The sequence below is a fragment of the Streptomyces sp. NPDC031265 genome (genome assembly GCF_055570295.1).
This window is the reverse complement of the sequence record NZ_JBVIHM010000006.1, coordinates 157,346-179,185: the sequence shown is the minus strand read 5'-3', so window position 1 is coordinate 179,185 and position 21,840 is coordinate 157,346. Positions and strand designations below refer to the sequence as shown.

The window sequence follows — 21,840 nt, the reverse complement described above, 5'->3', positions numbered from 1 at the left end:
GCGGCCACCGGTGGTACGGCACACGAACCGGTGCCGTACCACCGGCGCGGTCTCAGTCCGCGAGCGAGATGGCCTGTACAGGGCAGGCGCGGGCCGCCTCGCGGACCATGGGGTCTCCCCCGCCGTCCGCGCGCCCCGGCAGCAACTCGCTGAAGCCGTCGTCGTCCTGGGTGAACACACCCGGCGCCGTCAGGGCGCACTGCCCCGAGCCGATACAGACGTCACCATTGATGCTGATCTTCATGAGCCCACTCCACTACCAAGTGACGGGGAGTTCCAGCATTCCCTGGAGGGTGTCGCCCGGTTTGAACGGAATCCGGTCGGCGGGCGCCGCAAGCCGCAGCCCCGGCAGCCGCGCGAAGAGGCCGCCCAGGGCGATCTCCATCTCGGCCCGCGCCAGGTTCTGCCCCAGGCACTGGTGGATGCCGAACCCGAAGCCCACGTGGTGGCGGGCCGACCGGTGCCAGTCGAGCGCGTCGGCGTCCGGATAGACCGAGCCGTCCCGGTTGATCAGGGAGGTGGAGAGCACCACGCCCTCCTCGGCGCGGATCACGGTCCCGGCCACCTCGATGTCCTCGGTCGCCACCCGCAGAATGCCGTCGGCGATGGAGAGGAACCGCATCAGTTCCTCGACCGCCACCGGCATCAGCGACGCGTCCGCCCGCAGCTCCGCGAGCCGCTCGGGGTGTTCCAGGAGCGTGAAGGTCCCCAGCGACAGCATGTTCGCGGTGGTCTCGTGCCCGGCGACGAGCAGCAGCACCGCCATCCTGACCAGCTGGGCCCGGTCCATGCCGCCGGTGTGCAGCTGGTCCTCGATGAGCTCGTCGAGCAGCCCGTCACCCGGCTCGCGGACCTTTCGGCCGATCAACTTGCCGAGATACCCGTCGAGTCGGTCGCGGGCGTCCTGGGTGTCGGACGGGGCCGGACCGCGCAGCAGCCGCCGGGACTGCTCCTCGAAGAAGTCGTGGTCGTCGTAGGGGATGCCGAGCAGCGCGCAGATCACCATGGACGGCACCGGCAGCGCGAACGCGGAGACCAGGTCGACCGGCGGTCCCTTCTCGACCATGGCGTCCAGCAGGCCGTCGACGGTCCGCCGGATCATCGGCCGCAGGGCGGCGGTGCGTTTCAGGGTGAAGCCGGGGATGACCTTGCGACGCTGGGTGTTGTGTTCGGGGTCGTCCACGCCGAGGAGTTCGGTGCGGCGTTCGTTCAGCGCCGCGAACCGCTCGGTGGTCGCCGGGAAGGCCGGGTGGAGCCGGTCGGAGGAGAGCCTCGGGTCGACGAGCAGCGCCCGTGCCTCGGCGTGGCCGGTCACGAACCACGCGGTGCGGCCGTCGAAGAGCGTCACGCGCGACAGCGGGCTCGCTTCCCGCAGCGGCTCGTACGCGGTGGGCGGCCGATAGGGGCAGGTGCGGTCCTGGGGGAAGGAGACAGATCCGGTCATGGGTGAACCTCGCAAGCGAAGAGTCCGTCTTGCCGATCTCCACTACATGCCCAAGGCAGCTAAGTAGTCTACGCAGAGTTCGGCCGAATCACCCGTGCCGCACAATCCGGCTGATTTCTGCCGCATTGGGCCGTCTCGCCCCGTGTGCGCATGAGAGCCCGGGGCTCCCAGCACCACGAGCTCAGGCGGAGGAGGGGTCCCGCATGGCAGGCACGGCCCGGGAACTGGTGGAGAGGGTCACGGCGGAGCCGGCTCCCGCGAAGGACGCCAACCGGCTGGTGCCGTGGATCGCGGACGGCTCGACCACGGTGCCCTCGCTGGCCGCGCCGGCGCTGGAGCAGCACCACGTCATCGGCTCCGATCTGCGCGCCTTCGCCTTCCTCGCCGACCGGTCGGCGGGAGCGGGTATTCGTCTCCCCTCGGCGTCCTGGAACACCCCGACACGGCCGCGCCCGCCGACCGCAAGGCCCTCGCCCGGCGCCTCCAGCACGCCATGGGCGCGGACTTCTTCGCCCACTTCTCCACCGTGACCCTGCGGCGACACTCCGTGGAACCGGGACAGCGGCCACTGGGTCCGCGAGAGCGCCGAGGCGGCTCGCGCCTACCCGCTCGCCGGCGCCCTGGAGTTGACGTTCGCGTCGATCTGCGCGTCCTGGCCGCGCTCGAAGCCGCCGCACGTCGAGGTCACCGGCAAGGGCCTGCCGCCCGTCCTGATGCTCAACTCCGTACGCGACCCTGCCACCCGCTACGAGGGCGCCCTGCGCGCCCACCGCGCCCTCCCCACCTCGCGCCTGGTGACGCGCCCGCCGCGCACCCGGGCGAGAGCGCCGAGCAGGTCGGCGAACGGGCCGACCGGGTGCTCGCGGAGGCACGGGCCGCGCTCGCCTCGCCGGAGGATTCCGAGGGCGACGTCGTCCTCGTCGCCCACTCGCACTTCCTGCGCGTCCTGACGGCCCGCTATCCGGGGCTGCCCGCCTCGGCCGGGTCGCTGTTCCTGCTCGGCACCGGGGCCGTGTCGCGGCTGGGGACCGAGCACGGCCGGCCCGTGCTCACGGCGTGGAACACGCTTTCGCAGGACGTGCCCGCGCCCGTGGGATGAGGCGGCCGCCGCCTGCCGCCAGGGCGAGCTCCGCGAGCGCCTCGGGGGCGCCCCGCTGACCCCGTATCCCGGGAAAGGCGTTGACGTCCACCACGAGCGGGCTCCCACCGCCCGCGTCGATGAGGTCCACCCCGTACACGTCCAGGGCGAAGACCTCCCCCACCCGGAGCGCCAGCTCGGCCCAGCCGGGCGGCAGCACGTCGAGGCAGAGCGAGCGGGTGGGGCCACGGCCCCCGGGCGCGAGCTCGGAGCGGCGCAGGGCGGCGAAGACCCGGTCGCCGATCACCCACAGTTTGTGGTCCCAGCCGCTGTTGGCGGTGAACTCCTGCACCACCACCGGCTCCTGCGCCCACACCCCGGCCAGCGCCCGCAGCCCGGCGGCGTCGTCGGCGCGGGCGACCAGGTCGTGGCGGCGGCTGTGGCGGCTCTTCACCACCAGTGGATACGTGAGGTCCGGGTCGTCCGGCAGCTGGGCGAGCGCGGCGAAGGCGCGGGTGGCCGCGAACGGCAGCCCGGCCCGGTCGGCCAGCTCCGCCATCGCCGTGCGGTCCTGGCAGAGGGCCGTCGCGGACGCGGAGTTCAGCACGGCGGCGCCCCGCAGCTCCAGCTCCCGGGCGAGCGCGAGGGCGCGGGGCGTACGGGACTTGAGCAGGTAGACGTCGGCGATGCGGTCCGGGGGCGCCGAAGCCGGGTCCACCGGCTCCACCGTGTGCTCGCGGACGAGCAGGGCGGTGGCAGCGGCGAGGAGCGGATGGCCGGGCTCCGGCGTGATCAGCCCGATCCTCATACCGCCGCCCCCGGCTGCTGCTCCGGGATGCGGGCGGCGGGGAAGGCGTCCGGACCGCTCCCCCGGCCCGTGCGGGCCAGTTCGAGCACCGCGCGCGCCACCCGCGCCGCCGCCTGGGGGACCTGACGGAAGCTCGGGAAGTCGTTCACGTCGACCACCACCGGCCCGTCGGGGCCGAGCAGCACATCGACGCCGTACAGGTCCAGGCCGTAGACCGCGCCGACCTGCGCGACGGTCGCGGCCACCTCTGCGGGCAGCGCCACCTGCCGCTCGCGCACCGCGTGGTCGGGGTGGAGCGGGGAGCAGCGCTCGGTGGCGTACAGCTCGCCGCCCACGCAGTACACCTTGAGGTCCACGCCCGAATTGGGCACATACGGCTGAGCCACCAGCATCCCCTGGCCCGCCAGTTGCCCCGTCATGGCGGCAAGCCGGTCCGGCGAGGGAACCAGGCACACCCCGCGCCCGGCGCTGCCGTCTGCGGGCTTGACCACCAGCGGGAACTCGGACTCGGGTATCTCCGCGAGCAGCTCGGGGACGGCCGCCGCATACGTCGTCGGCATCGGCAGGCCCCGGCTGCGGCCGATGGCCGCCGCGAGCGCCTTGTCCCGTACGCCCCGTATCGACCGGGCGTCGTTGACGGTGGTCAGGCCGACCGCGGCGGCGGCCTCCAGGAGCGTGAGGCCCGGGCCGCCGGACACCGTCTTGAGCACCCAGGCGTCATGGCTGCCCGCGCTGACCGCCTCGGACATCCGCAGCAGGGAGCCGCCGGGGCGCAGCACGTCCACTCGATGACCCCAGTCGACGAGTTGGCGGATCACCTCCACCGGCATGCCGTCGTGGCGGTAGTGCTCCTCCACCAGAAAGCAGAGCCTCATCGACCTTCCCCTGTAACCCCCCGGACGTCCGCCGATCTGTCCGGCGAGCTGTGACGACACAGGATGTCATGAACAGCCGGGAACCTCGCTCCCCGCCCCGGGACCGGTTCCGACGCAGGTCAGCCCGGTCCCCGGGGAAAAGGGACTTGCCCTTCACACTAATGTGAGGGTTCGATCATGGGCGTATGTCGACCGCACCTGTGGCGCGCACCGCCGCGCCGACCGCCACCGGACCCGCCGCACTGCCGCTGGGCGGCCTGCTCACGCTCGCCGCCACGGCGTTCACCGCCGCGCTGACCGAGCTGCTGCCCGCGGGCCTGCTCCCGGGCATGGGCGGCGGCCTGGGGGTGTCGGAGAGCCGGGTGGGATTCCTGGTGACCCTGTACGCGGCCGCCTCCTTCCTCTCCGCGATACCGCTCACCGCGCTGCTGCGCGGGCTGCCCCGGCGCACGGTCCTGACCGGCGCGCTCACCGGCCTCGCGCTCGCCGACGCCGTCACCGCGCTCTCCTCCTCCTACCTCCTGACATGTGCGGCCCGGCTGCTCGCCGGGGCGGTGGGCGGCACCCTGTGGGCGATGCTCGCGGGGTACGGCGCCCGGATGGTCCCCGCCGAACGCCGGGGCCGCGCCATCGCGATCGTCCTCGCGGGCATCACGGCCGCGCTCTCGCTCGGTGTGCCGCTGGGCACCGCGCTGGCGGACACCGTGGGCTGGCGCGCGGGCTTCGCCGGCCTTGCCGTCCTGGCCGCACTCCTCATCCTGTGTGCGCTGCGGTACGTGCCGGACTTCCCCGGCGAGCCGAGCGCCGGGCGGACCCCGCTGCGGCGCATCGCGGTCCTGCCGGGCATCCGGACCGTCCTGTCCGTCACCCTGCTGCTGCTCCTCGGCCACCAGGCGGTGTACACGTTCCTGATGCCGTTCGCCGAGCACGCCGGGTTCGGGCGCGCGGGCCTGGTCCTCTTCGTCTTCGGGGCCGCGACCGTCGGAGGCATCTGGCTCGCGGGCGCGCTGGCCGACCGCAGGCTGCGGGCCGCCCTGCTGGGGGCCCTGGCCCTGATCGCCCTGGTGATGGCGGCACTTGGCGCCCTGGGTCGGGTGCCCGCCGTCCTGGTGGTCGCGGTCGCGCTGTGGGGCGCGGCCTTCGGCGGCGCCCCGACGCTGATCCAGACCGCTCTGGTCGACGTCTCGGGACCGGAGCACGCCGATGTGGCCACCTCGCTCCAGGCGACCGTCTACAACGTCGGGATCGCCGCCGGATCGCTCACCGGAGGCGTGGTTCTGGACAACGCGGGCGCGGGGGCGCTGCCCTGGACGGCCCTGCCGCTCGTAATCGGTGCTGTACTGGTGGTTTGGACCGCACGCACCCATGGTTTCCCTGTTCGGCGGCGGATGCACTGAATGCCTCCGGTCGGCCGCAGGCATATGCCAGAAGCACCACCGTATCGAGTGTTGCCAAATCCCTTACGGGGCCTCGCTCCCTGTGCAACAGTCGTTACCGGTCCATCCTTCCGACTTGCAGTGCTGCGCCTGTATCGGAGTACGTCATGCCGTCCCATCTGTTCGCGGACCGTCCCAGCCCGCAACCGCCGGAGCGGGAAACGGTCGACGCGCTGATCACACAGACCCGTCGGCTGCGCGGCGGAGTGGACGCCGTACGGCGGGACGCGCTCGTGGACGACGACCCGCAGGGCCGCTGGCAGCGCGCCCTGTGCGACCTGGCGGTCCATCACCTCGACGACCTCGGCACGCACTTGGACCAGCTGAAGGAGGGACTCCACCCCGAGCCCGCCCCCGAGGCGACCGACGAAGCGGAGCCGCAGCCCGAGCTCGCGCTCGACCCGCTGCCCGGATCCCTGCTCAGCCGGGTCGGCAGCGCCGAGTGGAACCTGCTCACGGACGCGGTGGACTGGTCCGAGGAGCTCTTCCAGATATTCGGACGGGCGCCCGAGAGCGGAGCCATGTCGCTCGACGAACTGCCTTCGATGGTGTTCGCCGACGACCAGGCGCTGCTCACCGCCATGGTGACGGGCTGTCTGGTCGACGGGAAGCCGATCGACGGCGAGTTCCGGATCGTCCGGACCGACGGGCGCGTGCGGACGCTGCACATGATGGGTGAGCCCGTGCTCGACGCCGACGGCTGCACCGCGTCGATGTGGGCTGTGCTGCGCGACGTCAGCGAGCTGCGCCGCAGCCAGCGTGCCGTACGGGAGTCGCGCGACTCGCTGCGGCGCGAGCAGCACATCGCCCAGACCGAACACCGGCTCGCGGTCGAGCTGCAAGAGGCCGTGCTACCGCCGTGGCGCGGCTCGCTGCAGCTGCCCCAGGGCAGCCCGGCGGCGCTCGACGTGGCGGCGCACTATCTGCCGTCGGCCACCAGCGCGCTCATCGGCGGCGACTGGTACGACGCGCTCGAACTGCCCGACGGCAGGTCTTTACTGACCGTCGGAGACCTCACCGGCCACGGCGTCACCGCCACCGGTGCCATGGCCATGCTGCTCGGCGCGCTGCGCGGCATGGCCGTCGCCGGCATCCGCCCCGGCGACCTGATGGGCCACCTCAACCAGCTGCTCGACCACTCGGTCCAGCCCGCGCTCGGCAGCGCGGTCTGCTGCCAGTACGACCCGGCCACCCGCATCCTCTCCTGGGCACAAGCAGGACACCCCGCCCCGCTGCTGTTCCGCGGCGGGACGGGGTGCGCCCTGACGCCGCCGGACGGGGTGCTGCTCGGAGCGACGTCAGGAGCCGGGTACGGACAGGCCGAGGTACAGCTGATCCCCGGCGATCTGCTGGTCCTGCACACCGACGGGCTGACCCGCCGGGGCACCTCCAATGAGCCGGGGTGCCGCAGGCTGCTGGAGCTCGCCGCCCGCCTCGAAACGGTCCGTACGGCCCAGGACGGGGTGCGTACGGTGGTCGAGGAGTTCGGCGAGACGGACCGCGAGGACGACGCGTGCGTGCTGGTGGCACGCATCGGGTCGTGAACCCCCCGGCGGCAGGGATCGGTTGACAGCGGTACGGATCGGTTGAGCGGAATTCGGTTGTGAGCGGGCCCGGTTGACCGGGCCCGCTACAGGTCCATGCTCCTGCCCCGGCGCGTCGGTGCCTTCGGCAGGGCCAGCTGGATCTCCTCGCGCAGGTCCTGGATCTTCTGGTAGCCGGAGTACTGCCCGGTCAGCCGGTACATCTCGCGCAGCCGGTCCCAGGTGCGGTGGGAGGAGGTCTCCCCCATCGACACCAGGGCCAGCCGGGCGTAGCGGTCCGCCTGTTCTGGGTCGTCGGCGATGAAGCAGGCCGAGGCGAGCGAGATGTAGTCGAAGATCTTCGAGCGCTGGCGCCCGTTGACCCGTAGTTCGAGCGCCTGTTTCGCATGGCGGGCCGCGATGCCCGCCGCGCTCGCGTCGTGCTCGGCGAACGTACGGAACGCCAGGGCCTGCATGCCGTGGAGATCCGCCTCGTCGAACATCTGCATCCAGCTCGGCGCGGGCACGTCGCCCCGGTCCGAGACGAAGAGCTCCTCGGCCTCGCCGAGGGTGCGCCGCATCGCCTGGCCCTGCCCCATCGACGCCTGCGCCCAGGCCTCGATGGTGTGCAGCATGGCCCGCGTGCGCGGCAGGGTCTCCTCGCCGGAACCTGACTTGGCGAGCTTCATGAGGTCGAGCGCTTCGTCGGGACGGCCCAGATGGACCATCTGCCGGGCGGCGCGGGAGAGTGCTTCGCCGGCGCGCGGGCGGTCGCCGCCCTCGCGGGCCGCGTGCGCGGCGATGACGAAGTACTTCTGGGCGGTCGGTTCGAGGCCGATGTCGTGGGACATCCAGCCGGCCAGGACGGCCAGGTTGGCGGCGACGCCCCACAGGCGCCGCTGGAGATGGTCGGGGTGACGGTAGGCGAGCATGCCGCCCACCTCGTTGAGCTGACCCACCACGGCCTTGCGCTGAAGTCCGCCGCCCCGGGACGCGTCCCAGGCACGGAAGACCTCGACCGAGCGCTCCAGCGCCCCGATCTCCTGCGACCCGATGGGGGCGGCCTCATAGCGGTCGTACCCGGCGGGGTCCGCGTACAGGGGATCGTCGAGGTGGGGGGCGTCGGCCGAGAGTACGGGGTCGGTGTGCAGCCAGTCGTGCATGGCGCTGCTGAGTGCGGAGCCTGCGGCGAGCGCGGCGCCCGCGCCCACCAAACCGCGTCGGTTGAGCATGAGGTCCATTCCCGTGAATTCGGTGAGGACCGCCGCCGTCCGTTCAGGCGCCCACGGCAGGCCGTCGGGATTCTGCTTGGGTCCGACGTCCCGCCGCTTCCCGGCGCGCCCTTGCCGGTCGAAACCGAGGTCCTCGATGGTCACGACACGGCCGAGCCGCTCGGTGAACAGAGCCGCCAGCACTCTCGGCACCGGATCGCGCGGGGACTCCCCCATGTCGATCCAACGCCGCACCCGTGAGGTGTCGGTGGCCAGTTGGGGGTGGCCCATTGCCGCCGCCTGCCGGTTCACCAGCCTCGCGAGTTCGCCCTTGGACCAGCCGGCGAGGCCGAAGAGGTCGTTCAGGCGGGTGTTGGGTTGTCCGTTCACTTCAAGCCCCCAGGTTCTCGGCTGAGTTGACAGTAACCCCCTGTCAGAAGCGGTGGGACTATTCGCCACGGTTCGCCAGGGTGCGCCAGATGGTGTGCCACCCGCAGTCGGGTGTCAGGTAAGAAGGCGCCACCCCGTCCCGGCAGGCGGACCCCATTCCCCAGGGTGGGATCAGGGCCACCGGGCCGGGCTGGCCAGCAACTCGTCGGCGCACGAAGGGATCTGTCTCGCCCATGTACACAGCATCGTCCTCCGTGTCAGCCCCGCCCCGGCCGCACCGTCACCTGGTGGCGGGCGGCGGACCGTACCTCGACCCCTCGCACGCCGCTCCGGCGGCGCTCGGCGTCGGCCGGACCGCGCGCCGGCCCGGGTCGGGCGTCCAACCGCCCAGCGGGAGGATCGACTTGTCCGGCCCGCAGGGCGCGCAGCTGCGGATGGCCATCGCTTCGGTGCACCGCATCTGTCCTGAGTTCAATCCGGTGCAGGTGCTGCGGCGCAGCGGCCGGTCCGTGCTGCTCGTCGGATCCACCGGGCGCGCCACGGCCGTCGCCAAGTGCCTCCTGGACCACTCGCCCGTCTGGGCCGAGCGGTTCAGGCACGAAATAGCGGTCTACCGCGCGTTCGTCCGGCACCGCCCACCGGTGCGGGTGCCGCGGCTGATCGCCGCGGACCCCGACAACTGCACCCTGGTGATCGAGCGGATGCCCGGACGTGCGGCGGCCCTGTCCCGGCACCCGGTCGAGGCCCCGCCCCGGGCCGATGTCCGGGCGGCCCTCGGGGCGATCAGCCGGGTCAACGCCTGGCGGCCGCCGGCCGAGATGTTCACCCGGCCGCTGGAGTACGCGCCGCGGATCACCCGCTACCACGAGCTCGGGCTCTTCACCGACCGGGATCTGAGCGACCTCCAGAAGCTGCTGCACGGTCTGGCCCACTCGGGCCGCCCGGTCACGTGGCAGTTCTCGCACGGCGAGGCGCTGCTGACGAACATCCTGCTGTCGCCCGCGGGCCCGGTGCTCGTCGACTGGGAGCACGCCGGCTGGTACCTGCCAGGGTACGACCTGGCGACGCTGTGGGCGGTGCTCGGGGACGCTCCGGTGGCCCGGCGGCAGATCAGCCAGGCGGCCCAGGCGGCCGGGCCGGCCGCGCGGGACGCCTTCCTGGTGAACCTGATGCTCGTACTGACGCGGGAGATCCGGACGTACGAGACGGCCGTGCAGCGCACCATGCGCGAGTCTGCGCCCTCGGGCGCGGCCTCGTCGCAGCAGCCGGGTGTGCCTTCGGCCGGGGAGCAGCAGCGGCTGCTGCTGCGCAGGCTGCACGACGACTGCGCGCTGGCGCGTCGGGCCGTGCGTGCGGCGGTCGGGACCCGCTGACCGCCGTGTGAAGGGCCCGTTCCGGCTACCTGCTCCGCCGGAGGGGCCCCGGGGAAAGGTGCGCGCCGCGCGCCCGGTGCCGACACACCGGACGCGCGGCGCGCCGCTGTGTGCGCGCCGCGCTCAGCGCACCCGTACGACGTCGACGTCGGCGGCCCTCACCACGGCGATGCGGTGGCCGATCTGCACGGTGACGTACTTCGCCGCCCCGGGGAAGTACGTGTGGTCGTACGGGAGGGACGAGTCGATCGTCGGCGCGTAGAAGTAGCCGGTGGGGGCCTCGCCGCCGCCGGGGTAGGACTGGCCCGCCTTGATGGTGTACGCGAGCGGGGTGCCGACGCGCACGGCGGTGAAGTCGGCCGGGTAGTCGGCCTTCTCGGGGTAGGCGACGCCGTACACCGGCACTTCCGTCAGGCCCGCCCTCGGCCGTACGACGTAGCCGGCGGTCGGTGTGGTCGTGCGGGTGTGCTCGGGCGTCTGGAGCCAGGCCTTCTGGCCGTACCACCAGATCGCCGTCCAGCCCGGCCTGCGCTCGGCCACCACGGCCTGCTGGGTGGCGCTGATCTTGCTGCCCCAGTCGTTGGCGCAGTTGGTGCCGGGCTCACCGGGCGCGTGCAGGCCGGGGTCCGCGAACAGCGGGGCCGTGGCCGAGGGTTCGGTGTGCAGCGGGACGGCGCTGCTGCCCTGGACGGGCAGGTCGGTGTTCTTCTCGCAGTCCCGGAACACCTGCTGGTTGGAGTCGAACTTGGGGCTGATGGTGACCAGTTGGCTGCCCGGCCGCGCGGTGGGACGGGTGGGTGCGCCGAGCACGGCCATGAACCGGTTCCAGTCCCAGTACGGACCCGGGTCCCAGTGCATCTTCTGGGTGCCCCCTGCCGTCGTCGGGGGCACGTTCTCGTGGCCGATGATGTGCTGGCGGTCCAGGGGGATGTCGTACTTGGCGGCGAGGTGGCGCACCAGCGCGGCCGTGGAGCGGTACATCTCGGGCGTGTACCACTTGGCGCCCTCGACGGCGACGCCCTCCTGCTCGATGCCGATGGAGTGCGTGTTGATGTACCAGTTCCCGGCCTGCCAGGCCACGTTCTTGGTCTTCACCATCTGCGCCACATGGCCGTCCGAGGAGCGCACGACGTAGTGGGCGGAGACGGCTCTCTTGGGGTCCTGGAAGATCCGGATCGTACCGTCGTAGTCCTCTTCCGTGTCGTGCAGGACGATGTACTTGATCCGGTTGGTGGACGGCCGGTCGGCGATGTCGTAGTTCCCGTACGCCTGTTTGTTGGCCGGATCGCCGTTCTGCTGGTAGGCCGCCGGGATCCAGTCGCACTTCAGCACGCGCGGGCACTCGGTGGCGCGGTCCTGAGCGCCGGCCGGGGACGCGGGGGCGAGCAGGGTGAGGCCGAAGGCCCCGGTGGCGGTCAGCGCGAGTGCGAGCCTGGTCCTCTGATGGGATGTCATGACAACCCTTCCTGCCGGGAGTTCACCTCGGGTGCGGTGCGCGCACACTGTGTGACCCCAGGTGAGGGCGCGTCAAGAGCGCCGCCAGAAAGGTGAGTTGTATCAGTGGATCAGACCAGTGGCAGGCCGCTGACCTGCCGGTGACGCCGTCAGCCCTGCTGGAAGAGCTCCGCGGGCAGCGGCTTCAGGAGCGCGTACAGGTCGTCGGTGATCGGCCGGTCCCAGCTGGCGATGGTGACCAGCACCTTGTCGCTGCGGTCGAACTGCACACAGGAGACGCGGCTCTCGGAGAGCTTGAGGCGCCGCACGATCAGCAGGTTGTCGCCCTGCATCACGGGGATGTCCTCGGCGCCGACGACCTCGACGGGCTCGTCGTTCTCCAGCGCCAGTAGGAGCTGGGAGACCTCGAACGGCACCTGGCCCTCGTCGAGCTCCCTGGCCGGGGAGCCCTCGGGCAGATTGCCGATGACCATCGCGGGGCCGCGGCCGCCGAACAGGTCGTAGCGCAGGAAGACGCCCTGGCAGCTTCCGTCGGGCGCGGGCAGCAGCCCGGCACCGAGGTTTCCGGGCCAGTCGCCCGGGTCCATGGCCAGGACATCGAAGTCCGGGCCCGCGGGAGTGGCGGAGCTGCGGCGGCGGAGGAACGACATGTCGCCCATGGTACGTGGCCGGGGCACCTCGACGGGCCCCGGCCCGCGTCCGGCGGTTCAGCGGAGCGGCGTGCCCGGCGCCGGGCGGCTCTCGGTGTGCCGCAGGAACTCGGGCAGCCCGGCCCGGTCGGTGCCGATCTTTCGGAAGACGCCCGAGAGCAGCAGCTCGACGGCCCGCTCCCGGATGCCCAGCTCCTCGGCGATACGGGTGTTCTCCCAGCCCCGCGCCGCCCGGTCGGCCGCCGTCTTCTCCTGAGCGGTGAGCGAGTCCGTGCCCACCGCACGCAGCCGCAGCGGGCGCAGCCCCGACGCGGCCAGCTCGTCGCGCGCCCGGGCCGCCAGTGCGTCGGCGCCACAGACCACCGCGTTCTCCATGCCCCGGACGAGCAGTTCCGAGGCGTCCTGGGGCAGCCCGGCCCGGCTGAGCGCCGTGCCGTGGTCGACCAGCGCGCACGCCAGCTCGTACGCGGACGGCGAGCGCTCCAGGTGCTGCACCGCCTCCGCGAGGAGCTTGAGGCGCTTCGCGCCGGTGGCCACCTTGGCGGCGGAGTGCATGGCCCGGCCGATGGCGCCCGCGGTGCCGAACCGGCGGGCCAGCTCGACTGCCTCGTCGGCCACCTTCTGGGCCTCCGCCGGGTCCCCCTGGGCCAGCGCCTCGGCGAGCAGCGGCCGCCAGGAGCACCATGCCGGGTTGCGCATGCCCCTGCGGTCCAGGCGCCGGCCGACCGCGCGCAGCCGCTGCTCGGCGTCGCTGCGCAGACCCCGGGCGAGCAGCAGCTCGCTGTAGACCGTCTCGGAGTCGGGGTAGACGACGGCGTTGGGGACGACCTGGCCGTAGTTGTACCGGTCGGACAGGTCCTGCGCCTCGTCCACCCGGCCCCGGGCCAGCAGGATCTCGATCAGGATGCCGAGGGCGAACCACTGGGCCGGGATGCGCTGGCCGACCCGGTCGGCGATCCGCAGCCCGCCGTGGACCAGGTCCTCGGCCTCGGCGAGGCGGCCGCGGCAGAACCGGATGTACCCGAGCAGGGTGAGGCCGAACGAGAGGTGGGCGCCGCGCCAGCCGCGGTTCTCGCACTCCGCGATGCCCCTGCTGAACAGCTCGTCCGCGCGGCCCGGCCGGTCGCAGTACATGAAGGTGAGCGCGACCATGACGGGGACCTCGAAGCCCCATTCCTCGTCGGTCCAGGAGAGCCCGTCGCCCAGTGCCTCCTCCGCGTGGGCGAGCGCTACGGCGGCGGGCTCGCCGCGGACCATGGCGTCCCAGGCGCGCAGCCCGAGGATGTAGCGCTCGGCCATGCCCCGGGTGGTGAGGTGGCCGGAGAGGCGCGCCAGCCTGCGCGAGCGGGCGGCCGAGTCCTCCTCGTCGGCCCGGAACGCGTTCCACTTGAAGGCCTCGGCCTGCATGCGCAGCCGGGTGCGGGGGTTGGTGGAGCTCCTGCCCTCGACGGCGACCAGCTCGGCCGCCTCGCCCATCCGGTCGATGTGGGCCAGCGCCTGGGCGAGCCGGTAGGTGATCGCCTCGCGCAGGGTGGGGTCGAGCTCCGGCTCCTCCAGGGCGGCCTGGAGGTGGTTGACCGTGGTGGCCGGTTCGTTCAGGAGCGCCGAGCAGCCGAGCTCGAACAGCACCTCTGCCCGCTCCTCAAGGGCGGGCGGCTCGCGCAGGGCCCGGGCCAGACAGCGCCGGGCGGCCTCGGGAGCACCGGCCCGCATGCACTCGCGCGCGGCGGCCCTGAGCTGCTGCACCGCCCAGCGGTCGTTCTCGGGATGCATCTCCAGGAGGTGGCGGGCAGCGACCGTGGGGCCGAGGCCCGCCTCGGTGACGCAGACCGCGGCCTGGCCGTGCATCGCCACCCGCATGGCGGGCGGAATGGCGCGGTAGACCGCCGTACCGACCAGCGGGTGGAAGAAGTCCAGCCGGTCGGGGTCGCCCGTGCGGCCGGCCAGGATGCGGGCCTCGCGCAGCCGCTGGATCGCGTCGACCGACTCCTCGGCGCCGAGGTTGCCCACGCTGCCCGCCATGTGCGGGTCGACCGCGGTGCCCAGGATGGCGACGGCCCACGCCAGCCTGACCGGCGAGGGGCCGAGCCGCTCCAGGCGCTCGACGAGTCCGCTGCCGCGTGCCGAGGACGCGAGTTCGCGCAGCTCGGCGGCGTTGGTGTACTGCGGTTTGATGTTCCGCTCACGGATCTTGGCGATCAGCTCGACCGCCTCGAACGGGTTGCCTCCCGTCAGCGCCCAGCACTCGCGCGAGAACAGGTCGTCGGCGCCGTTCTGCAGCACGTCGTGGACGAGCCTGCCCACGGCGTGCGGGGAGAGCGGCGCCAGGGTCACCGGCCGCGAGCCGTGCCGCTCGGCGAGCCTGCGGAACTCGCTCGCCTGCACGGGTAGTTCCTCGGGCCGGTAGGCGGCCACGATCAGGATCGGCAGCTCGGCGGCGCGCAGCGCGAACGAGCTCAGCCAGGTGAGGGACTCCTCGTCCGCCCAGTGCGCGTCGTCGACGATGAGCACGACGGGCGTGTGCTCGACGGCGAACCGGGTCACCAGCCAGTCGAGGCCGTCGCGCACGCCCTGCGGGTCGGGCGCGCCGCCCGGGACGGAGACCAGGCCGACCGCGGGAGCCACGATGTCGTACCAGGTCCCGAGTATCCGCCGGTGTTCGCTCTCGCCGGCCGCGGCCAGCACGGGCTGCACCAGCTGGCGCACCACGTGGAAGGCCACGCGGTTCTCCTGCTCGCCGCCGCGGGCCGTCAGCAGGGTGCAGCCCCGGGCGGCGGCCTCCCTGCGGACCTCGGCGAGCAGACTCGTCTTGCCGAGCCCGGACGCTCCCGAGACCGCGAGCAGCCCGCCGCTCGACGCGCCCGTGACCCCCTCTGCTCCCGTGCCGCACAGGTCGTCCAACATGCCTTCGAGAAGCAGGAGTTCATTCTCCCGTTCGAACAGCCGCCTGCGCGCACCACTGGTCCGCCGGCCTTTCATGTCCGCCACGACCGTCCCCTTTTGGCAGTAGGGCCGAGCCTACGCTTTCGGACACGCACCGTGACACCGATGTGACCGTCTCGCAAACCCGGCTTGACTGACTCGCCAGGATCTGCTGGGGGGTTGACGCGGCTCCAGGGGGGCGCGAAGCACCGGTGCACACGCCGCTTGTGCAGTTCCGGCCACGGGCGCACTATGAGCTTTTCGGACAGCAGCTCCGCCCAAGGCTGCTCACCCTTCGGCGCACAGGAGGCGGAGCGATGTCGTCCCCAGCAGGCTCACAGCTGTCGGAGGACCGCACGAGGCTCGTCGACATCCCGTTCCCCGCTCGCTGTCATCCGCGCCACGCCGTCGCGCGTCAGCACACGCTCGACTGGCTTCACCGGTTCGGGATGCTCTCGGGCGAGTGCGCGACCAATGAGTACGACGCGATGGGGCTCGAACGTCTGATGGCGTACTTCTATCCGGACGCCACGGACTCGGATCTCGCGCTGGCGACCGACCTCAACGCCTGGTTCTTCGTGTTCGACGACCAGTTCGACGGCCCGATCGGCCGGCAGCCGGACGCGGTGGCCCGGCAGATCGACGTCATGCTGCGCACGATGAGCGACCGGGGCCCGGCTCCGGGCGACCCGACCAACCATCTCGCGGGCACGCTCGCGGAGTTGTGGAAGCGGCTGGGCGAAGGCACTCCGCGGCTGTGGCAGGAGCGCTTCCGCGGGCACTGGCGGGAGTATCTGACGGCCTATCACTGGGAGGCCCTCAACCGCACCCGCACCGGACCGCCGTCGCTGCCGGGGTTCCTGCGCGGCCGCCGCGACTCCATCGGCGTACAGCCCTGTCTGGATCTCGTCGAGCGGTGCGGCCGCTACACGCTCCCCGACGAGCTGCACCGGGGCAGCCCGCTGGCCGAGATGCGCTGGATCACCGCCGATGTGGTGATCTTCGTCAACGACATCGTGTCCGCGGACAAGGAGTTGGCCGCCGGGGACGTCAACAACAGCGTCATCATCCTGCACAAGGGGTCGGGGCTCTCGGTGGACCGGGCCGCCCGCGAGGTCGCCCGGCTGGCCAACTCCCGGGTGGAGCGCTTCCAGACGCTCGCGGTGGAGCTGTCCGAGGCGCTCGCGGTCTCCGGGGTCTCTGCCAAGCTGCGCGCCCAGGTCGACGACTATGCGGCGGGCATGCGGGCGCTGATGAGCGGCAATCTGGCGTGGTCGCGCACGACGGCCCGGTACGGCAAGACGGGCATCGAGGCCGCGGGCCGGGGCCAGCGGCCGTGGGCCCATCTGTTCGAGGAGGAGGACGCACTGGAAGCCTGACGCCCCCGGCGGCTACGGCTCGGCGTGGAGCTGCTGGCGCCGCTGGTGGCGGGCGACGCGGGCGCGGTTGCCGCAGGAGGGCCTGCACCACTCCTGGCGCGGGTGCTCCTTGAGGAAGTACCGCACGCACCGGGGCGCGTGGCAGGCCCGCAGCCTCGCCCGGTCGGGCCCGGCCAGGAAGTCGACGGCGGCGCGGGCGAGTGAGGTGCAGAGCGCCGTGACGGCGTCGGGGGTGCCGATGGCGCGGTGGACGGCGTACGGGTCGCGGTCCTCGGGCCATTCCAGGCGGGGCGCTGTGGGTACCGCGGCCGCGGCCGAGTTCAGCAGCTCCAGGGCCATTCCGGCGGGGAGCAGCCGCTCGGCGTCGGCGGGGCTCGGCGGGTCCGGCCGTACCGCCCGGGCGAACAGGGCGCGCACGGCGGCCCGCAGCGCGCGCACCGCCGCGAGGGCGTCGTCGTCGGCCGCGAAGGCACCGGCGGTGAAGCCATCCGTATCCGTATCCAGCGCCGCCGCGTGCTCGCGCACCCACGTGGTCAGCCCCTCCGGCCCGCTCAGGTCGTCGGCGACCCCGCCGTGACCGTCGTGGCGGACGGTGAGGGCGAGATCGAGAACGAGGGAGTGGTCGGCCATGCGGCTAATGGTAACCACGGCGGCAAGCGTTAGACGGAGATGGCATCCGGGGCCCCCGGGGCGCGGGCGCTCGCCGCGCTCCGGCCCCGCCCGGCCCACGGGCCGGGCGGGTGCGCGGACGCTCGCGACCGGACGGGGCGACCCCGTCCGTCCCGCCGCTCAGGTGAGGTCGAACTCCCCGTCGCGCGCGTTCAGCACGAAGGCACGCCACTCACCCGGGCTGAAGATCAGCGAGGGGCTGCCGGGGCGGCCCCCGTTGCGCATCGCGATGAACCCCTCGACGAACGCGATCTGGACGTCTCCCGTCCCTTGACTGCTCGACCTCCAGTCGGCCTTGCTGAGATCGAGATCCGGCTTGTCCCAGCCCACAAGGGTCTGCTGGGTGATGCTCTCGGCCACGTCCCTGCTCCTCCCGGTTCCCTGTCGTCCGGGGCCAGACTAGCGATCGCGTCCGGTCCCGGACAGGCCACGGAAGGAGTACCGCGGCCCACCCGCGACGACGGCCGCACGGCCCCGCCGACCGGCCGCCCGCACCCCTACCGGCTCGGCGGCTCGGACCCGACCAGCCACATCGAGAAGAACTGCGAGCCGCCGCCGTAGGCGTGCCCCAGTGCCTTGCGGGCCCCCTCCACCTGGTGCTCCCCGGCCCGGCCCCGCACCTGTAGGGCCGCCTCGGCGAAGCGGATCATGCCGGAGGCGCCGATGGGGTTGGTGGAGAGCACCCCGCCCGACGGGTTCACCGGGAGATCCCCGTCGAGCTCGGTGACGCCCGACTCGGTGAGCTTCCAGCCCTCGCCCTCCGCCGCGAACCCCAGGTTCTCCAGCCACATGGGCTCGTACCAGGAGAACGGCACGTACATCTCGACGGCGTCGATCTCGCGGCGCGGGTCGGCGATCCCCGCCTGCCGGTAGACGTCGGCGGCGCAGTCCTTGCCCGCCTGCGGGGAGACGAAGTCCTTGCCCGCGAAGAGCGTGGGCTCGCTGCGCATCGCGCCGCCGTGCACCCAGGCGGGCGGATGGGGCGAACGGGCCGCCCCCGTACGGTCGGTGAGGACCATCGCGCACGCCCCGTCCGAGGACGGACACGTCTCCGAGTAGCGGATCGGGTCCCAGAGCATCGGGGACGCCTGCACCTTCTCCAGGGTGATGTCCCGCTCGTGCAGATGCGCGTACGGGTTCAGGAGCGCGTTGCGCCGGTCCTTGTACGCGACGAGCGAGCCCACCGTCTCGGGGGCGCCGGTGCGCCGCATGTACGCGCGCACATGCGGCGCGAAGAAGCCGCCCGCCCCGGCGAGCAGCGGCTGCTGGAAGGGTATGGGCAGCGACAGTCCCCACATGGCGTTGGAGTCGGACTGCTTCTCGAAAGCCAGGGTCAGGACCGTGCCGTGGACCCGGGCGGCCACCAGGTTCGCGGCGACCAGCGCGGTCGAGCCGCCGACCGAGCCCGCCGTGTGCACCCGCAGCATGGGCTTGCCGACCGCGCCGAGCGCGTCGGCGAGGTACAGCTCCGGCATCATCAGCCCCTCGAAGAAGTCGGGGGCCTTGCCGATGACGACCGCGTCGATGTCCGCCCATACCAACTGGGCGTCCTCCAGGGCGCGTTGGGCCGCCTCGCGGACCAGTCCCGCGATCGAGACGTCGTGCCGGGCGGCGACGTGCTTGGTCTGGCCGATTCCTACGACGGCCACGGGTTCCCTGCTCACGACGGCTCCCCCTCCAGGACGGCGACGAGGTTCTGCTGGAGGCACGGCCCCGAGGTGGCGTGGGCCAGCGCCCGGTCGGACTCGCCCCGGTGGATCGCGGCGGCCGCCTCCCCGATCCGGATCAGACCGGCGGCCATCACGGGGTTGGCGGCCAGCGCTCCCCCGGACGGGTTGACCCGTACCCCGTCGTCCAGCCGCAGCGCCTTGCGCAGGACGACCTCCTGCGAGCTGAAGGGGGCGTGCAGCTCGGCGGTGTCGACGGTGGGGGCACCTCCCATGCCCTTCAGGCCATCGGGGAGTTCGAAGGCCCCGGCGCGTTCGGCCGCGAGCCGGGCCGACGGCGAGTCGGTCAGGTCGCGCACACCCAGGCCGTGCGCCTCGATGCGGTGGTCCATGCCCCGGATCCAGGCGGGCCGCTCGCACAGCCCGCGCGCGGTGTCCCCGGCGGCGAGGATCACGGCCGCGGCACCGTCCCCGACCGGCGGGCAGTCGCCGGTGCGCAGCGGGCGTACCAGGTAGTCGCCCTGGGGCCGTGAACCGCGCACCTGGGCGTGGGTGTTGGCGGTGGCGGAGTTCCGGCTGCGGGCCGCGATCGCGGCGAGCGCGGGCTCGTCGGTGTCGCCCGCGTCGATCAGGGCCTGCGCCTGGAGCGCGGCCAGCGCGACGGAGTCGGGCCACAGGGGCGCCAGGTAGTACGGGTCGAGCTGACGGGTCAGTACGTCCCGGACCTCGCCGGGCGAGGACTTGCCGTAGGAGTAGACGAGCGCGGTGTCGGCCTCGCCGGTGAGGATCTTCACCCAGGCCTCGTAGAGCGCCCAGGCGCCGTCCATCTCGACGTGCGACTCGGCGATCGGCGGCCAGGCGCCCACACCGTCGAGGGCCATGGTGAAGGAGAAGGCGCGGCCCGCGAGGTAGTCCGAGGAGCCCGAGCAGGTGAAGCCGATGTCGCTGGTCCTCAGCCCGGTCCGGTCGAGCACCTCGTGCAGCACCGGCATCAGCATCTCGACCTCGGAGAGCTCGTCGGTACGGCGCCGGTGGTCGGTCTGTGCGAAGGCGACGACGGCCACATCCCGTGCGGGGCCCATCAGATCAGCTCCTTGTACGTGTCGTAGTCGGCGTCGGGCTCCCCGGTGGGCCGGTAGTGGTCGGGGTGGCGGCTGTCCTCGGTCCACACCGGCTCGACCCGCAGCCCCATCCGCACCTGGTCGTAGGGGATGCCGCCGATCCGGCCGTGCAGGGCGAGGTCGGCGCCGTCGAGGGCGATGTGCGCGTAGACGTACGGCACCTCGATATCGAGGTTCTTCGCCTTGATGTTGACGATGCAATACGTGGTGACCGTGCCGGCCGGGCCGACCTCCACCCGCTCGTCGGTGGCGACCCCGCATGTGGGGCAGGCCCCGCGCGGCGGCACGTACACCTTGCGGCACGACGGGCAGCGCTCACCGACGGTCCGGCGCTCCGCCAGTGCCTCGATGTACCCGGTCTGGGCGCGGCCCGGACTGTAGGTGTAGTCGAGCCGGGCCGGGGCGACGATCCCGGTGACCGGGTCCGCGAACTCGCCGCTGTGCGGGCTCGGTTGGCCCGCCGCCTCGCTCTCGTACGGTTCGAAGCACGCGATGTCGGTGATGGCGCCACTTCGTTCCCGCGCCCATCGCACGCGTACCCGCATCCCGGTCCGCACGGCGTCGGGGCCCGGTGCGTCCAGGGCGTGCAGCAGCGCGGTGTCGGCGCCGTCGAGCCGCACCAGGACCCAGGCGAAGGGGCGCTCCAGCGGCTGGCCCCGGCGCGGGGACGGGTTCCAGGCCCAGGTGGTGACGGTGCCGGTGGCGGCGACCTCGACGAGGTCGCGGAGCTCTTCGGCGGTGGCCGGGTCGTACTCGACGGGCGGTACGAGCGTCCTGCCGTCGCAGGTCCGCACACCGAGGACGGTCCGCTCGCGCAGCCCGGTGAGGAATGCGCTCTGCACGGGGCCCAGCGAGCGGGTGAACGGGAACTCGACCACCAGCGGGGCGCTGAGGACTTCGGGCATCGGGGGTCTCCTTCTCGGGCGCGCGGCGGGAGTGGACGCGCTCAGGCGCGCCGGTAGACGGGCGGGCGCTTCTCGGCGAAGGCGCGGGCGCCTTCCTTGGCGTCGGCGGTGTCGAAGACCGGCCAGCCACGCCCCAGTTCAGCGGCGAGCCCGTCGGTCTCGGTCATCTCGGCGGTCTCGTACACCGAGGCCTTGACCGCCTCGACGGCGAGTGGCCCGCAGGCGTTGATCTGCTCGGCGAGGGCGAGCGCCTCCTCCAGCGCGGTGCCGTCGGCCACGACGCGCCCGACGAGCCCGATGTCCCGCGCCTCGGCCGCGCTATAGGCCCGGCCGGTGAGCAGCATCTCCAGGGCGTGGGTGCGCGGGATCTGGCGCTGGAGCCGGACGGTCGAGCCGCCGATCGGGAAGAGCCCGCGCTTGACCTCGAAGAGCCCGAAGGTGGCGCTCTCGCCCGCCACGCGGATGTCGGTGCCCTGGAGGATCTCGGTGCCGCCCGCCACACACGGCCCCTCGACGGCCGCGATCACTGGTTTGCGGGGGCGGTGGTGGCGCAGCATCGCCTTCCAGTGCAGATCCGGGTCGGCCTTGAGCCGGTCCCGGTACCCGTCGCCCTCCATCCCCTTGCCCGCCAGGGCCTTGAGGTCCATGCCCGCGCAGAACGCGCCGCCGGCGCCGGTGAGGACGACCGAGCGGACCGCGTCGTCGTCATCGGCCTCCAGCCACCCGTCGTAGAGGCCGACCAGCATCGACAGCGAGAGCGCGTTCCTGGCCTCCGGCCGGTTGAGCGTGAGTACGAGTGTGGCGCCCTCGCGCCGCACGGTGAGGTGTTCGGTGCCACCCATGCGTATGCCTCCCGTCGTCGGACTGGAACAGGTTGCAGGAGCGGGGGGCGCAGTTCAATAGTTTTCTGACAGACAGTCAGATTCTTTGGGTG

19 protein-coding genes and 2 pseudogenes are annotated in these 21,840 nt (G+C 72.7%); 7 read left to right on the top strand and 14 right to left on the bottom strand.

Annotation, left to right across the window (positions count from 1 at the left end):
* Nucleotides 1-52: 52 nt before the first annotated feature.
* Both ACZ499_RS12560 and ACZ499_RS12555 read right to left on the bottom strand, forming a co-directional pair.
* Nucleotides 53-244: a ferredoxin gene (locus ACZ499_RS12560; RefSeq protein WP_468404560.1), complete on the bottom strand. Its 192-nt coding sequence runs from the start codon at nucleotides 242-244 to the stop codon at nucleotides 53-55.
* Nucleotides 245-256: 12 nt separating this feature from the next.
* A complete protein-coding gene (locus ACZ499_RS12555; RefSeq protein WP_468674341.1) occupies nucleotides 257-1,444 on the bottom strand; it encodes a cytochrome P450 in 1,188 nt (395 codons plus the stop codon).
* Nucleotides 1,445-1,647: 203 nt separating this feature from the next.
* Here ACZ499_RS12555 and ACZ499_RS12550 point away from each other — a divergent pair, with 203 nt between their 5' ends.
* The 3 genes and pseudogenes from ACZ499_RS12550 to ACZ499_RS12540 form a co-directional block, all read left to right on the top strand.
* Nucleotides 1,648-1,974: a hypothetical protein gene (locus ACZ499_RS12550; protein WP_468674338.1), complete on the top strand. Its 327-nt coding sequence runs from the start codon at nucleotides 1,648-1,650 to the stop codon at nucleotides 1,972-1,974.
* Between the two features lie 96 nt (nucleotides 1,975-2,070).
* Nucleotides 2,071-2,190: pseudogene (locus ACZ499_RS12545) on the top strand (alpha/beta hydrolase); the annotation flags it as partial.
* Between the two features lie 38 nt (nucleotides 2,191-2,228).
* Nucleotides 2,229-2,543 (top strand): annotated as a pseudogene (locus ACZ499_RS12540) (histidine phosphatase family protein); the annotation flags it as partial.
* On the opposite strand, the gene ACZ499_RS12535 reads toward ACZ499_RS12540, so the two are convergent.
* Both ACZ499_RS12535 and ACZ499_RS12530 read right to left on the bottom strand, forming a co-directional pair.
* Nucleotides 2,494-3,330 (bottom strand): ATP-grasp domain-containing protein, encoded by an 837-nt coding sequence (locus tag ACZ499_RS12535; RefSeq protein WP_468674335.1) that lies wholly within the window; start codon nucleotides 3,328-3,330, stop codon nucleotides 2,494-2,496. The pseudogene ACZ499_RS12540 and the gene ACZ499_RS12535 overlap by 50 nt on opposite strands.
* Nucleotides 3,327-4,205: an ATP-grasp domain-containing protein gene (locus tag ACZ499_RS12530; protein WP_468674333.1), complete on the bottom strand. Its 879-nt coding sequence runs from the start codon at nucleotides 4,203-4,205 to the stop codon at nucleotides 3,327-3,329. The genes ACZ499_RS12535 and ACZ499_RS12530 overlap by 4 nt, the downstream gene beginning before the upstream one ends.
* A gap of 185 nt (nucleotides 4,206-4,390) precedes the next feature.
* Between ACZ499_RS12530 and ACZ499_RS12525 the strand changes: the two genes are divergently transcribed.
* Both ACZ499_RS12525 and ACZ499_RS12520 read left to right on the top strand, forming a co-directional pair.
* The gene (locus ACZ499_RS12525) at nucleotides 4,391-5,602 is read left to right on the top strand and encodes an MFS transporter (RefSeq protein ID WP_468674331.1); all 1,212 of its coding nucleotides are present in this window, start codon (nucleotides 4,391-4,393) and stop codon (nucleotides 5,600-5,602) included.
* Between the two features lie 146 nt (nucleotides 5,603-5,748).
* Nucleotides 5,749-7,185 (top strand): PP2C family protein-serine/threonine phosphatase, encoded by a 1,437-nt coding sequence (locus tag ACZ499_RS12520; RefSeq protein ID WP_468674330.1) that lies wholly within the window; start codon nucleotides 5,749-5,751, stop codon nucleotides 7,183-7,185.
* Between the two features lie 86 nt (nucleotides 7,186-7,271).
* Here ACZ499_RS12520 and ACZ499_RS12515 read toward each other — a convergent pair whose 3' ends face one another.
* Complete coding sequence (locus ACZ499_RS12515; protein ID WP_468674328.1) at nucleotides 7,272-8,765, bottom strand: DNA-binding protein NsdB; 1,494 nt, start codon at nucleotides 8,763-8,765, stop codon at nucleotides 7,272-7,274.
* A gap of 233 nt (nucleotides 8,766-8,998) precedes the next feature.
* On the opposite strand from ACZ499_RS12515, the gene ACZ499_RS12510 reads away from it, so the two are divergent.
* Nucleotides 8,999-10,138, top strand: coding sequence for an aminoglycoside phosphotransferase family protein (locus tag ACZ499_RS12510; RefSeq protein ID WP_468674326.1), 1,140 nt, complete (start codon nucleotides 8,999-9,001; stop codon nucleotides 10,136-10,138).
* 123 nt (nucleotides 10,139-10,261) lie between these two features.
* Here ACZ499_RS12510 and ACZ499_RS12505 read toward each other — a convergent pair whose 3' ends face one another.
* The 3 genes from ACZ499_RS12505 to ACZ499_RS12495 form a co-directional block, all read right to left on the bottom strand.
* On the bottom strand, nucleotides 10,262-11,593 hold the full coding sequence (locus tag ACZ499_RS12505) for an N-acetylmuramoyl-L-alanine amidase (protein WP_468674324.1): 1,332 nt from the start codon (nucleotides 11,591-11,593) through the stop codon (nucleotides 10,262-10,264).
* 149 nt (nucleotides 11,594-11,742) lie between these two features.
* Nucleotides 11,743-12,243: a hypothetical protein gene (locus ACZ499_RS12500; RefSeq protein WP_371650314.1), complete on the bottom strand. Its 501-nt coding sequence runs from the start codon at nucleotides 12,241-12,243 to the stop codon at nucleotides 11,743-11,745.
* A gap of 57 nt (nucleotides 12,244-12,300) precedes the next feature.
* A complete protein-coding gene (locus tag ACZ499_RS12495; protein WP_468674558.1) occupies nucleotides 12,301-15,222 on the bottom strand; it encodes an ATP-binding protein in 2,922 nt (973 codons plus the stop codon).
* Nucleotides 15,223-15,482: 260 nt separating this feature from the next.
* Between ACZ499_RS12495 and ACZ499_RS12490 the strand changes: the two genes are divergently transcribed.
* On the top strand, nucleotides 15,483-16,544 hold the full coding sequence (locus tag ACZ499_RS12490; protein WP_468674323.1) for an isoafricanol synthase: 1,062 nt from the start codon (nucleotides 15,483-15,485) through the stop codon (nucleotides 16,542-16,544).
* Between the two features lie 12 nt (nucleotides 16,545-16,556).
* Here ACZ499_RS12490 and ACZ499_RS12485 read toward each other — a convergent pair whose 3' ends face one another.
* The 6 genes from ACZ499_RS12485 to ACZ499_RS12460 all read right to left on the bottom strand — a co-directional run bounded on the left by ACZ499_RS12485 (nucleotide 16,557) and on the right by ACZ499_RS12460 (nucleotide 21,748).
* Nucleotides 16,557-17,174: a CGNR zinc finger domain-containing protein gene (locus ACZ499_RS12485; RefSeq protein WP_468674322.1), complete on the bottom strand. Its 618-nt coding sequence runs from the start codon at nucleotides 17,172-17,174 to the stop codon at nucleotides 16,557-16,559.
* Between the two features lie 159 nt (nucleotides 17,175-17,333).
* Nucleotides 17,334-17,573 carry a DUF397 domain-containing protein gene (locus ACZ499_RS12480; protein ID WP_468674320.1) on the bottom strand — a complete coding sequence of 80 codons (240 nt, stop codon included), beginning with the start codon at nucleotides 17,571-17,573 and terminating at the stop codon, nucleotides 17,334-17,336.
* 137 nt (nucleotides 17,574-17,710) lie between these two features.
* Nucleotides 17,711-18,877: a thiolase domain-containing protein gene (locus tag ACZ499_RS12475; RefSeq protein WP_468674318.1), complete on the bottom strand. Its 1,167-nt coding sequence runs from the start codon at nucleotides 18,875-18,877 to the stop codon at nucleotides 17,711-17,713.
* Nucleotides 18,874-19,962: a thiolase domain-containing protein gene (locus ACZ499_RS12470; RefSeq protein WP_468674316.1), complete on the bottom strand. Its 1,089-nt coding sequence runs from the start codon at nucleotides 19,960-19,962 to the stop codon at nucleotides 18,874-18,876. The genes ACZ499_RS12475 and ACZ499_RS12470 overlap by 4 nt, the downstream gene beginning before the upstream one ends.
* The gene (locus ACZ499_RS12465; RefSeq protein ID WP_468674314.1) at nucleotides 19,962-20,906 is read right to left on the bottom strand and encodes a Zn-ribbon domain-containing OB-fold protein; all 945 of its coding nucleotides are present in this window, start codon (nucleotides 20,904-20,906) and stop codon (nucleotides 19,962-19,964) included. Before ACZ499_RS12465 ends, ACZ499_RS12470 begins: the two co-directional genes overlap by 1 nt.
* A gap of 41 nt (nucleotides 20,907-20,947) precedes the next feature.
* Nucleotides 20,948-21,748 (bottom strand): crotonase/enoyl-CoA hydratase family protein, encoded by an 801-nt coding sequence (locus tag ACZ499_RS12460; protein WP_468404597.1) that lies wholly within the window; start codon nucleotides 21,746-21,748, stop codon nucleotides 20,948-20,950.
* Between the last annotated feature and the right edge of the window lie 92 nt (nucleotides 21,749-21,840).

What these genes read in the sequence shown, in the direction of transcription:
- ACZ499_RS12470 (WP_468674316.1), bottom strand. Translation starts at nt 19,962, where the DNA reads ATGGGCCCCGCACGGGATGTGGCCGTCGTCGCCTTCGCACAGACCGAC.
- ACZ499_RS12535 (WP_468674335.1), bottom strand. Translation starts at nt 3,330, where the DNA reads ATGAGGATCGGGCTGATCACGCCGGAGCCCGGCCATCCGCTCCTCGCC.
- ACZ499_RS12555 (WP_468674341.1), bottom strand. Translation starts at nt 1,444, where the DNA reads ATGACCGGATCTGTCTCCTTCCCCCAGGACCGCACCTGCCCCTATCGG.
- ACZ499_RS12465 (WP_468674314.1), bottom strand. Translation starts at nt 20,906, where the DNA reads ATGCCCGAAGTCCTCAGCGCCCCGCTGGTGGTCGAGTTCCCGTTCACC.
- ACZ499_RS12505 (WP_468674324.1), bottom strand. Translation starts at nt 11,593, where the DNA reads ATGACATCCCATCAGAGGACCAGGCTCGCACTCGCGCTGACCGCCACC.
- ACZ499_RS12460 (WP_468404597.1), bottom strand. Translation starts at nt 21,748, where the DNA reads ATGGGTGGCACCGAACACCTCACCGTGCGGCGCGAGGGCGCCACACTC.
- ACZ499_RS12490 (WP_468674323.1), top strand. Translation starts at nt 15,483, where the DNA reads ATGTCGTCCCCAGCAGGCTCACAGCTGTCGGAGGACCGCACGAGGCTC.
- ACZ499_RS12510 (WP_468674326.1), top strand. Translation starts at nt 8,999, where the DNA reads ATGTACACAGCATCGTCCTCCGTGTCAGCCCCGCCCCGGCCGCACCGT.
- ACZ499_RS12525 (WP_468674331.1), top strand. Translation starts at nt 4,391, where the DNA reads ATGTCGACCGCACCTGTGGCGCGCACCGCCGCGCCGACCGCCACCGGA.
- ACZ499_RS12500 (WP_371650314.1), bottom strand. Translation starts at nt 12,243, where the DNA reads ATGTCGTTCCTCCGCCGCCGCAGCTCCGCCACTCCCGCGGGCCCGGAC.
- ACZ499_RS12495 (WP_468674558.1), bottom strand. Translation starts at nt 15,222, where the DNA reads ATGAAAGGCCGGCGGACCAGTGGTGCGCGCAGGCGGCTGTTCGAACGG.
- ACZ499_RS12520 (WP_468674330.1), top strand. Translation starts at nt 5,749, where the DNA reads ATGCCGTCCCATCTGTTCGCGGACCGTCCCAGCCCGCAACCGCCGGAG.
- ACZ499_RS12530 (WP_468674333.1), bottom strand. Translation starts at nt 4,205, where the DNA reads ATGAGGCTCTGCTTTCTGGTGGAGGAGCACTACCGCCACGACGGCATG.
- ACZ499_RS12550 (WP_468674338.1), top strand. Translation starts at nt 1,648, where the DNA reads ATGGCAGGCACGGCCCGGGAACTGGTGGAGAGGGTCACGGCGGAGCCG.
- ACZ499_RS12485 (WP_468674322.1), bottom strand. Translation starts at nt 17,174, where the DNA reads ATGGCCGACCACTCCCTCGTTCTCGATCTCGCCCTCACCGTCCGCCAC.
- ACZ499_RS12560 (WP_468404560.1), bottom strand. Translation starts at nt 244, where the DNA reads ATGAAGATCAGCATCAATGGTGACGTCTGTATCGGCTCGGGGCAGTGC.